Annotated in this window: 11 protein-coding genes; 4 read left to right on the top strand and 7 right to left on the bottom strand. The window is 68.1% G+C overall.

What is annotated here, in order from left to right; genetic code table 11:
• The first annotated feature begins 295 nt into the window (after positions 1-295).
• Together trmFO and MLG87_RS15915 are read left to right on the top strand one after the other, a co-directional pair.
• A complete protein-coding gene (gene trmFO, locus MLG87_RS15920; RefSeq protein ID WP_243296047.1) occupies positions 296-1,642 on the top strand; it encodes a methylenetetrahydrofolate--tRNA-(uracil(54)-C(5))-methyltransferase (FADH(2)-oxidizing) TrmFO in 1,347 nt (448 codons plus the stop codon).
• Positions 1,639-2,982 (top strand): hypothetical protein, encoded by a 1,344-nt coding sequence (locus MLG87_RS15915; RefSeq protein WP_243296046.1) that lies wholly within the window; start codon positions 1,639-1,641, stop codon positions 2,980-2,982. The genes trmFO and MLG87_RS15915 overlap by 4 nt, the downstream gene beginning before the upstream one ends.
• Before the next feature lie 2 nt (positions 2,983-2,984).
• Here MLG87_RS15915 and MLG87_RS15910 read toward each other — a convergent pair whose 3' ends face one another.
• From MLG87_RS15910 to MLG87_RS15895, 4 genes are all read right to left on the bottom strand, one after another.
• The gene (locus MLG87_RS15910; RefSeq protein WP_243296045.1) at positions 2,985-3,242 is read right to left on the bottom strand and encodes a flagellar biosynthesis anti-sigma factor FlgM; all 258 of its coding nucleotides are present in this window, start codon (positions 3,240-3,242) and stop codon (positions 2,985-2,987) included.
• A 46-nt stretch (positions 3,243-3,288) separates the two neighbouring features.
• Positions 3,289-4,182: a peptide chain release factor N(5)-glutamine methyltransferase gene (gene prmC / locus MLG87_RS15905; protein WP_243296044.1), complete on the bottom strand. Its 894-nt coding sequence runs from the start codon at positions 4,180-4,182 to the stop codon at positions 3,289-3,291.
• A 163-nt stretch (positions 4,183-4,345) separates the two neighbouring features.
• Positions 4,346-4,924 carry a FumA C-terminus/TtdB family hydratase beta subunit gene (locus MLG87_RS15900; protein ID WP_243296043.1) on the bottom strand — a complete coding sequence of 193 codons (579 nt, stop codon included), beginning with the start codon at positions 4,922-4,924 and terminating at the stop codon, positions 4,346-4,348.
• A 20-nt stretch (positions 4,925-4,944) separates the two neighbouring features.
• The gene (locus tag MLG87_RS15895; protein ID WP_243296042.1) at positions 4,945-5,925 is read right to left on the bottom strand and encodes a fumarate hydratase; all 981 of its coding nucleotides are present in this window, start codon (positions 5,923-5,925) and stop codon (positions 4,945-4,947) included.
• A gap of 131 nt (positions 5,926-6,056) precedes the next feature.
• On the opposite strand from MLG87_RS15895, the gene MLG87_RS15890 reads away from it, so the two are divergent.
• Positions 6,057-6,410 carry a DsrE/DsrF/TusD sulfur relay family protein gene (locus tag MLG87_RS15890; protein WP_243296041.1) on the top strand — a complete coding sequence of 118 codons (354 nt, stop codon included), beginning with the start codon at positions 6,057-6,059 and terminating at the stop codon, positions 6,408-6,410.
• Positions 6,411-6,487: 77 nt separating this feature from the next.
• A complete protein-coding gene (locus tag MLG87_RS15885; protein WP_243296040.1) occupies positions 6,488-6,709 on the top strand; it encodes a bacterioferritin-associated ferredoxin in 222 nt (73 codons plus the stop codon).
• 3 nt (positions 6,710-6,712) lie between these two features.
• On the opposite strand, the gene holA is transcribed toward MLG87_RS15885, so the two are convergent.
• From holA to hpt, 3 genes are read right to left on the bottom strand one after another with little or no spacing between them, the layout of a single operon-like run.
• The gene (gene holA / locus MLG87_RS15880; RefSeq protein ID WP_243296039.1) at positions 6,713-7,732 is read right to left on the bottom strand and encodes a DNA polymerase III subunit delta; all 1,020 of its coding nucleotides are present in this window, start codon (positions 7,730-7,732) and stop codon (positions 6,713-6,715) included.
• Entirely contained in the window at positions 7,732-8,280 is a 549-nt protein-coding gene (gene lptE, locus MLG87_RS15875; protein WP_341848590.1) for an LPS assembly lipoprotein LptE, read from the bottom strand. Before lptE ends, holA begins: the two co-directional genes overlap by 1 nt.
• A 7-nt stretch (positions 8,281-8,287) precedes the next feature.
• Positions 8,288-8,809 carry a hypoxanthine phosphoribosyltransferase gene (hpt, locus tag MLG87_RS15870; protein ID WP_243288788.1) on the bottom strand — a complete coding sequence of 174 codons (522 nt, stop codon included), beginning with the start codon at positions 8,807-8,809 and terminating at the stop codon, positions 8,288-8,290.
• Positions 8,810-8,811: the final 2 nt, after the last annotated feature.

Here is an 8,811-nt window from a genome sequence, read left to right as displayed (position 1 = left end):
GTCGTATTTCTCTGAATCCCACGGACCGTCCTAGAACGTCCCGCGGAACCCTCAAAGGCTTCCTATCTTCTATCCGGTTTTCAAAGACGCCCACCACGCTTCCGCATTGCCTCAGCATGATCCAGAAGAACCTTCCAGCCCTTCCCGGCACTCCGCAGCCTCAACTGCGCAGGACATTCAGACTAACATCCCGGGCTGAAAGTGCAAGAGGAATTTTCGCGGGACCTCCTGGAATCCGTTGGGACCAGCCAGAATGCGATGATCCCTGCCGTAGAATCGAGGACCGGGAGGGCGCGTGATTCATATTGTCGGGGCGGGTCTGGCCGGGTCGGAAGCCGCATGGCAGTTGGCTTCGCGAGGCCATGACGTCCGGCTGACGGAGATGCGCCCGCGTTGGGCAACCCCGGCTCACGCAACCGATCGGGCCGCGGAGATGGTCTGCTCCAACTCCTTCAAGAGCGACGATCCGGATTCGGCCACAGGCATCCTGAAGGCCGAAATGCGGCGCATGGGCTCTCTCATCCTCCGCTGTGCCGAGGCCACCCGCGTGCCCGCGGGGAACAGCCTGGCGGTGGATCGGGAAGCCTTCTCCCAATCCGTCACCGAGGCGCTGAAGTCGCACCCCCGCATCCAGTGGGAAGAGGCTCAGATCGTGGCCCCGGAATCGGGTGTCCCGACCATCCTCGCCACGGGCCCGCTGACCGCGGATCCGCTCGCTGACTGGCTTGCGCAGCACACAGGCACGACCCGGCTGCACTTCTATGACGCCATCGCACCGATCGTGGAGCGCCCGAGCATCGATATGGGCATCGCCTGGATGGCGGCCCGCTACGACAAGGGGGGCGCCGACTTCATCAACTGCCCCCTCGACAAGGCCCAGTACGAGCGGTTTCTGGACGCCCTGCTCAGCGCCGATCGCGTCCCTCTCCACGAGGTGGACACGCCCTATTTCGAGGCCTGCCTTCCCATCGAGGTCATGGCCGATCGCGGCCGGGAAACCCTCCGCCATGGCCCCATGAAGCCCATGGGACTGGATGATCCCCGCACCGGGCGGTGGCCCCACGCCGTGGTCCAGCTTCGCCAGGACACCCTCGCGGGAGAGCTCTTCAATCTGGTGGGCTTCCAGACCCGTTTGAAATGGGGCGCCCAGAAAGAGGTCTTCCGGCTCATCCCGGGTCTGGAAAATGCGGAGTTCGTCCGCTTTGGAAGCATCCACCGGAACACCTACGTGCAGGCACCGGCGGTGCTCGATGCGACACTTGCTGTCAAATCCATCCCAGGTCTCTGGATCGCCGGGCAGCTCTCAGGCGTGGAGGGCTACCTGGAATCCGCCGCGGGAGGCCTGGCCGCCGCGTTCGCCGCAGATCGCGCCGTGCGCGGCCTGGCCCCCATGCCCTTCCCGCCGGACACCATGCTCGGCAGCCTGCTGCACTACCTGGCCCACGCCTCAAGCGTGGATTTCGGGCCGACCAACGCCATGCTGGGGCTGCTGCCGCCGCTCCCCGAGGGCCTCCTGGACCTGCGCACCCTCAAGCGCGCAGGCGGGACCCGGGCCGTGAAATCAGCCAAGGGCCGCGCCCATCGGGAACGGGCGCTCCGTTCGCTGGAACAGCACCTGATCCTCGCCGGAGGCCTGCCATGAAGCGACCCGCCCTCGCCTTGGGGGCTGCCGCCCTGATCCTCGTGCTCGGAAGTGGGGCCTGGTGGCTGGCTCGTCGGGACCCGGGAATCCCGCCCCAAGAGGAGGCCCTGGAGCCCTTCCGTTCCGAACCGATGGGCGCCGGCCAACTGATTGACCTCCAACCCCCGTCCATGCCCCTCAGGAGCGTCCGGTGGACCCTGCCTCTCCCTGGGGGCGCGTCCGTGGCGCAGATCCTGACCCAGACCGGCCGACAGCAGGCAGTTCTCTTCCAGCAGGGCGTGCCCGGCCCGGTCTTCTCCCTGCCGGAACCTTCGGGCGTACCTGATGGGTTCTTCCGGTTCGCGGACCTGGCAGATGCGGCACTGGCGCCAGACGATGCCCTGGTCCTGCTCTACCGCAGCTCGACAGACCCCTCCTCGCCATCGCTGGTCCTGGCCTGCGACTTGCGTTCCCAGCAGGTCCGCTGGTCCTTCCGCGCGCCCGGCGAGCACCTGACCCTGTCCGCGGACCACCGCAGCGTGTTTCTCTTCGGGGGTTCGACACCTGTGAACATCCTGGAACTGGCCGGCCGCCCCGGCCAGCCGAAACCCGCCTCCACACCGGTGGGCCTTCCACCGGAGGTGAAGACGGTTTCCAGCCTCCTCCCGATCGGCTGCCGCGCCTTCGCCGTGGCCCACGACTCGGGACTCTCGACCTGGCGCGACGGGGCCTGGACCCATGTACCGGCTCCGGCACCTTCGCCCCTCGGGTTTCCCCACGGGCTCGGCCGGATCGCTGGCGATGCGAAGGGCGGCTGGTGGCAGCCCGAACCTGGGGCCCTGGTTCCCCTGGGCCCAGACGCGAAGACTGGCCCATCGCGCGACCTGAAGGCCCTCCTTCCTGACTCATCAAGCCTGGATGCAAGCCTGCTCCAGCTGCTGGGCGAAGAACCGGACGGCCATCTGTGGTTCGGTCTGACGCGACCCACCCTTCCCCTGCCGGCTCCCGCACCGGATTCTCCAGCAGCCGCCCCGACGGACGCGCCTCCCATCCCGGACGATTCTGGCCAGGCTCTCCAAACCCCCGCCACCCCCCCGGCGACGACCGCCACCATCCAACCTTCGCGGGAGGATTGGCAGACCTACATCGACAAGGGACTGGATCGCCTGTACCTGTGGAAACCCGGCGAGGAGCGCATGAAGGTGGTGTCCATCGCCGATGCCTGGAAACGGTTGGCACCACCCCCGAGCGCCTCCACGTTTCCCGGACTCGAAAACCTTCGCCCCGAGGCCGGAGCCCTGCTCTGTGGCGGCCCCGAGCGCACCTGGTGGCTTCCGTTGAAGGCCCTCCGGCCCCGGTGACCTCAGCGCCCCTGGGGTTTTCCCTGGGGTTTCTCGTTGGCCAGGTGCTCGCGGATCAGGCCCTCAGCCACTGCCCCCTCATCGGGATGATAGGTCCCCGCCTCCAACTGGCGCTTGAGGGCCTTGAGCTTCTCGGCGCGCACATCCGGCGTCTCGGCCAGCACCTCATGGGCCACTTCGACGAGATGGTCGGCGGCGGCATCCCCCGAGCCTGTGCTCTTGTGGCCGTCGTCCTTGCGGGATCTGCCCTGGTTGCTCATGCGCTCGCCCCTTGACGGTGCCTTATCGGCACGCAATTGCCCCAACTCAAGCCCCCGATCCCACTTTTTTGGCTCCGGAGACGGCCGGACGATCACCCGGGAGGCTCGATACACCCAGGGCCACGAGAATCCGGTCATGGCCGGCCAGATCCTGATGCACCATCGCCTTGGACCATCCCGCGCCCATTGCCCGCCGGCACAGCTCGCCGCCCTGGCCCGCCCCGATCTCCAGCAGGCAGGCCGGCGCCTGGCGCGCTCGGGCCTGTTCCAGCAGGCGGGCCGACAAGGCCAATCCTCGGTCCGGGGCGAAGAGGGCCGAGGCGGGCTCGAAGGCCAGTTCCCGCTGGAGGCCGGGCTCATCCGCGGGGTCCACGTAGGGCAGGTTCGCCACCACCAGGCCCAGAGGATCGGGAACCGGATCCAGGAGACTGCCCTGGAAGAAAGTCACGGACGCGCCCAGGGCGGCGACGTTCTCCCGGGCCACCGCCAAGGCACCTGAGCTCAGGTCCGAAGCGGACACCTGCCAATCCGTTTCCAGAGCCAGACTCGCGGCGATGATGCCGCTGCCCGTACCCACATCCACACATCGGCTCACCCCGAGCCGCGTCCCCACGTCCAGGGCGGCCTCCACCAGCAGCTCAGTCTCGGGGCGCGGGATCAGCGTCTCCCGGGTGACCCTGAAGCGCCACCCCCGGAAGAGGCACCATCCCAGGATGTAGGCCCAGGGTTCGCCCGTCCTGCGCCGGCGCACCCAGGCGCTCACCTGCGCACGCGCCTCGTCAGGAACCAAGTCGCCACCATGGGCCGCCATCCAGGACCGGGAGAGGCCCAGCCCCTCCTCGAACCAGCGGAGGCTTTCGGCATGGGCCTCCGCGTGATCCAGGAATTCGGCCAGGGCTGCGCCCAGATCGAGGCGGAGTTGACGGTAGCTCTGGGCCATCCCTCCAGCCTAGCGCGGAAGAAGCGCGCCCCAACTCCGATCCTGGACAAGCCGTGGCCTGGCCCCGGCCAGGACACGGCGCGGGGGTTCCGGGGGTGTGTGCGAAGCACGACGCTAGCTCCTCGCGACGCATGCGCCGCGAGGAGAACCCCCGGGAAAGAATTCATCCCATCAGGGCCTTGGCGCGCTCCTGGCTCTGCTGGGCGACGATCTCGTGGAGGCTGCCGCCGTGGCTGTCCATGGTGACCACCAGGGGGAAGTCCTCCACCTCGATGATCCAGAAGGCCTCGGGGCTGCCGAACTCCTCGAGCATCTTCACGTCGACCACGCGCTTGCAGCGCTCGGCCAGCAGGCTGCCGGCGCCGCCGGTGGCGTGGAGGTAGACGGCCCCGGTCTTCTGGAGGCCCTCGCTGGTCTTCTTGCCCATGCCGCCCTTGCCGATGACGCCGCGGACCTTGTAGGTCTCGATGACGTCGGCCTGGTAGGGCTCCTCGCGGATGGAAGTGGTGGGACCCGCCGCCACGAAGCTGTAGTGGCCGTCCTCGTGCTTCTTCACCACGGGACCGCAGTGGTAGATGACCATGTTCTCGAGGATGGGCTTCAGCCACTCGGGCTTCTGCTCCTTCATGTACTTGTGGCCCATGTCGCGGCTGAGGACGACGCGGCCGTTGAGCAGCACTTCGTCGCCAACCTTGAGCTGGCGGATCTGGTCTTCGGTGATGGGGGTGGTGAGACGGATCATGTTGAGCCTCGTCGTCGCGGTCAGTCGAAGGACACTTCGCCGTTGGTCTTGAGCGTGATCGAGCCCCTGCGGCTGCTCCAGCACATGTAGCTGATGGAGACATAGAAGCTCGCCGGGTGGCGGTACATCTCCTCCGCCAGGACGCCCAGCACCGTGGTGTTGCCGCCGTAGCCCATGGGGCCGATGCCCAGGGTGTTGAGATCGGCGGTGATCTCCTTCTCGAAGGCGTCCATCTTGGGATCGGGGTTCGGCGTGCCGAGCTTGCGGAGGATGAGCTCCTTGCTCTTCTCGTAGCTGGAGACGCGGTCACCGCCGATGGCCACGCCGAGGATGCCGGGGCTGCAGCCCTGGCCCTGCGCCTTCACCACGGCGTCGATGATGCACTTACGCACACCCTTGATGTCCCGGCCCGCGCCCAGCGCGGCGTCCGGCAGGCGGTACTGGGCGCCCACGTTCTCGCAGCCCCCGCCCTTCTGCATGACGGCGATCTCGACCTCCGGCTTGTCCCACTCCTCGAAGTGGACGGCCGGGTGGCCCTCATGGAAGGGATCCATGTTCGTCCCGGTGTTCTTGCCGCTGAGGGCCTCCACGCAGTTGGGGCGCAGCCAGGAGCGCTTGGTGGCCTCGGCCACGGCGGCCCGGATCTGCTGCTTGGCGGCGCGCTGGCTCAGGCCGAAGGGATGGCGCACCCAGACGATGATGGTGCCCGTGTCCTGGCAAAGCGGCGTCACATGCCCGTCTGCGAGGATGATGTTGCGCACCATGTCGTTCAGGGTGTTGAAGGCCCGGCTGCCTTCCTCTTCGGCGTCGCGGCCCTTCACCAGGGCGTCGATCACGTCCTGGGGGAGGCGGCTGGTGGAGCGGCGCAGCAGCTCCAGCATGGGCAGGGTGAGATCCAGGGCCTTGAGATCCTTGAGATTGGGCTTCCACCCGGCGGGCAGCACGGACTTGGACGCCACCACCTCGTTGGAGGTCAGGGTGGGAATGACGCATTCGGACATGGGCCCTCCGGAATCCAGACCCCCATCATCCGCCCGCCGAAGCCGAGTCTCAAGTGATCAATGCCCGGTTCCCCTGCCACCGGCGTGGAAGCCCTCTCCAGCTATCCTGGGGCCTCATCCGCGGGGCCACCATGAGCAAGATCCTCTTCATCCTCAACGATCCCCCCTATGGCACCGAGCGCAGCTACAACGGATTACGCCTGGCGGGAGCGACCGCCAAGCGCGAGGGCGTCGAGGTGCGCGTCTTCCTCATGGGCGACGCCGCCGCCTGCGCCAAGAAAGGCCAGAAGACTCCTGACGGATACTACAACTTGGAGCGCATGCTGAAGGGCGTCACCGCCCGCCACGGCCTGGTCGGCGTGTGTGGCACCTGCATGGACGCCAGGGGCCTCACCCAGGCTGAACTGGCCGAGGACTGCCGACGGAGCACGCTGGAGGAACTGACCGACTGGACGCTGTGGGCGGACCAGGTGCTGGTCTTCTAGGCGCTGCCATGGGTGCCGCGGGCGAACCCCGATCCTGCGCGTGTTGCGGCGGATCCGAAGCTCCCGTTCCGAAGGGGATGGAGGCGAACCCCCTCCTCTGCTACTGCTTCGGCCACAGCCTGGAGAGCTTGCGCGGGGAATGGGAGGCCACCGGTCGCCTGGATTCGGTGGAGGCCATCCGAAGCGCCGTGAGGGAGGGGCGCTGCCGGTGCGAAACCCTGAACCCCTCCGGCGCCTGCTGCCTGGGGGACGTGCTGAGGGCCGCCCAGGTCATCCAGGCCGAGGGCTCGCGGCCCTGAAGGTCAACGCCCCCAGGCCCGGCACAGGGCGAGGGTGAGGTCCAGCAGAGGGGCTTCGCTCCGGGAGATGGCCAGGCCCTTGAGGTCACGCTCGCACTGGTTCAGTCGCCCCAGCAGGGCCTTCACGCCCTTCGGCTTCAGCTTATCGAATGCGCCACGGTAGCCATCCATCAGGAAGGCCTGCTTGGGGGAAAGGCCCAGGGCGGAGGTCAATTCCGGTCCCTTGAGCCCGGCGGCCTGTGCCTCGGCGTACCTCAACAGCCGATCCACCTCGCGGCGGGCCTGGCCGAGCAGCATCAGGGGCTCGTCCCCGTCTTCCAGGGCCATGCGGAGGGCCCTCAGGGCTCCGGCCGCGTCCCCCTTCTGCCAGGCGCCGGACCAGGCGAAGGCCTTCTGCTCCGCCAGCCGGAAGGTCACCTGGTCCACCATGGCCTCGGTCACCCGCCGGTCCTCCGCCAACAGGTCCAGCACTTCCAGGGCCCGCTTGAGCAGGCCGGGCTTCCCGCCCTGGCGCTGGGCCAGCAGGGTGGCAGCCGCCCCCTGGAGGGACAGGCTCAGACGCCGGGCCTCGGCCTCGATGAACCCGGGGATCTCGGCAGCCTCCAAGGCCCCCACCTTGAGGATGCGTCCCGCCTTGGCCCAGTCCGTCCACGGCTTGGCGCCGATGGCCTTGCCCGGGGCGGCCGGCAGGGTGGCCCACGCCACCAGCAGCAGATTCACGCCCTGGGGCGGCTTTTCGAGGAGGGTTTTCACCGCCCCTGGCAGGTCCTTGGCCCGGGCGAAGAGGTTGTCCGCGGCGGGAACGACCACCGTGCGGGCCTCGGCCCCTAGGGGGGCGGCTTCCTGGAGGGCGGCCACCACTTCGGCCCAGGGACACCCCTCGGCGCAGATCGTCAGCGTGAAGTCGGCCCACTCCGGGTCCACGTGCCGGGCCTTCCAGTCCTCCACGGCCTTCCGCCGCCCGTCGCCATCCTCGCCGTGGACCAGGGCGAAGGCGTGGTCCACCCAGGCCGGGGCCGCCATCAGTCCGTGCCTTCCAGCAGCTGGGTGAGGAAGCTCTCGGCGAAGTCGTCCGCCAGGCTCTCGAGCACCTGGAGCTCCCGGCTGTCGAAGCTGGCGAAGTTCTGGTCCACCCGGTACTGGTTCGAGAACGTCATGCCCCGCCGGGACAGCACCACCGCGCCGGTCTGGCCATCCAGCAACTCCACGCTGGCCACCACGGCCACCTCCACACGGGAGGCGGACCCGGCGCTGGCTTTCAGCTTGTCATTGCCCAGGGACAGGCCCAGGGGCCGAGAGGTGTAGCCCTCCAGCGTGCCCTGGAGCACCCAGCGGGAAGGCTCGCCGGCCCCCACCAGACGCCAGGGGCTGGCCGCCACGATGCGGTTCTCCAGCGCCTTGGTGAAGCGGTCCTCCAGCCCCAGCCGGGGCGTCAGGTTGCGGAACCGCGCCAAGCGGATCGTCTCCCCCTGCTTTGCCCAGGCCACCGGCCGCGGCTGCCGGTCCAGACGGTGGTACCCGCAGCCCAGGGAGGCCGCAAGAAAGAGGGGGAGAAGAACAAGGCGGGGCACAGGGATCCTAGGGATGGTAGATCCCGACGTAGGGCAGGTTCCGGAGTTTGCCGTCGAAGTCGAGGCCGTAGCCGACCACGAAGTGGTCCTCGATGGTGAAGCCGATGTAGTCCACGGGGACCTCGACCTTGCGGCGGCTGGGCTTGTCCAGGAGGGTGCAGATCTTGAGGCTGAGGGGTTCCCGATCGTGGAGCAGGTTGCGGACCTTGAAGAGGGTGAGGCCGGTGTCCACGATGTCCTCGACCACCAGGGCATGCCGCCCCTGGATGGAGCGGTCGAGGTCCTTGAGGATGTGCACCTCACCGGTGCTTTCCGTGCCCGCCCCGTAGCTGGACACCTGCATGAAGCTCACGTCGATGTCCAGATCCATGGCCCGCACGAGATCCGCGAAGAAGGGGAACACTCCGTTCAGGAGGCCGATCACCACCAGGTCCTGGCCCGCATAGTCCCTGGACAGCTGGGCCCCCAGTTCCTGGACCCGGGTCCGGATCTGCCCCTCCGTGAGCAGCGGGCTGATGCGATCGCGCATGG

Origin of the sequence: Geothrix mesophila, assembly GCF_022808835.1 — a bacterium.
GTDB classification, from domain to species: Bacteria; Acidobacteriota; Holophagae; order Holophagales; family Holophagaceae; genus Geothrix; species Geothrix paludis.
The sequence above is the reverse complement of the archived record's forward strand: the minus strand, read 5'-3'. Positions and strand labels throughout refer to the sequence as shown.

Bases quoted from the DNA above. Each gene is read 5' to 3' on its own strand.
- MLG87_RS15915 (WP_243296046.1), top strand. From the start codon at position 1,639: ATGAAGCGACCCGCCCTCGCCTTGGGGGCTGCCGCCCTGATCCTCGTG.
- MLG87_RS15910 (WP_243296045.1), bottom strand. From the start codon at position 3,242: ATGAGCAACCAGGGCAGATCCCGCAAGGACGACGGCCACAAGAGCACA.
- prmC (WP_243296044.1), bottom strand. From the start codon at position 4,182: ATGGCCCAGAGCTACCGTCAACTCCGCCTCGATCTGGGCGCAGCCCTG.
- MLG87_RS15900 (WP_243296043.1), bottom strand. From the start codon at position 4,924: ATGATCCGTCTCACCACCCCCATCACCGAAGACCAGATCCGCCAGCTC.
- MLG87_RS15895 (WP_243296042.1), bottom strand. From the start codon at position 5,925: ATGTCCGAATGCGTCATTCCCACCCTGACCTCCAACGAGGTGGTGGCG.
- MLG87_RS15890 (WP_243296041.1), top strand. From the start codon at position 6,057: ATGAGCAAGATCCTCTTCATCCTCAACGATCCCCCCTATGGCACCGAG.
- MLG87_RS15885 (WP_243296040.1), top strand. From the start codon at position 6,488: ATGGAGGCGAACCCCCTCCTCTGCTACTGCTTCGGCCACAGCCTGGAG.
- holA (WP_243296039.1), bottom strand. From the start codon at position 7,732: ATGGCGGCCCCGGCCTGGGTGGACCACGCCTTCGCCCTGGTCCACGGC.
- hpt (WP_243288788.1), bottom strand. From the start codon at position 8,809: ATGCGCGATCGCATCAGCCCGCTGCTCACGGAGGGGCAGATCCGGACC.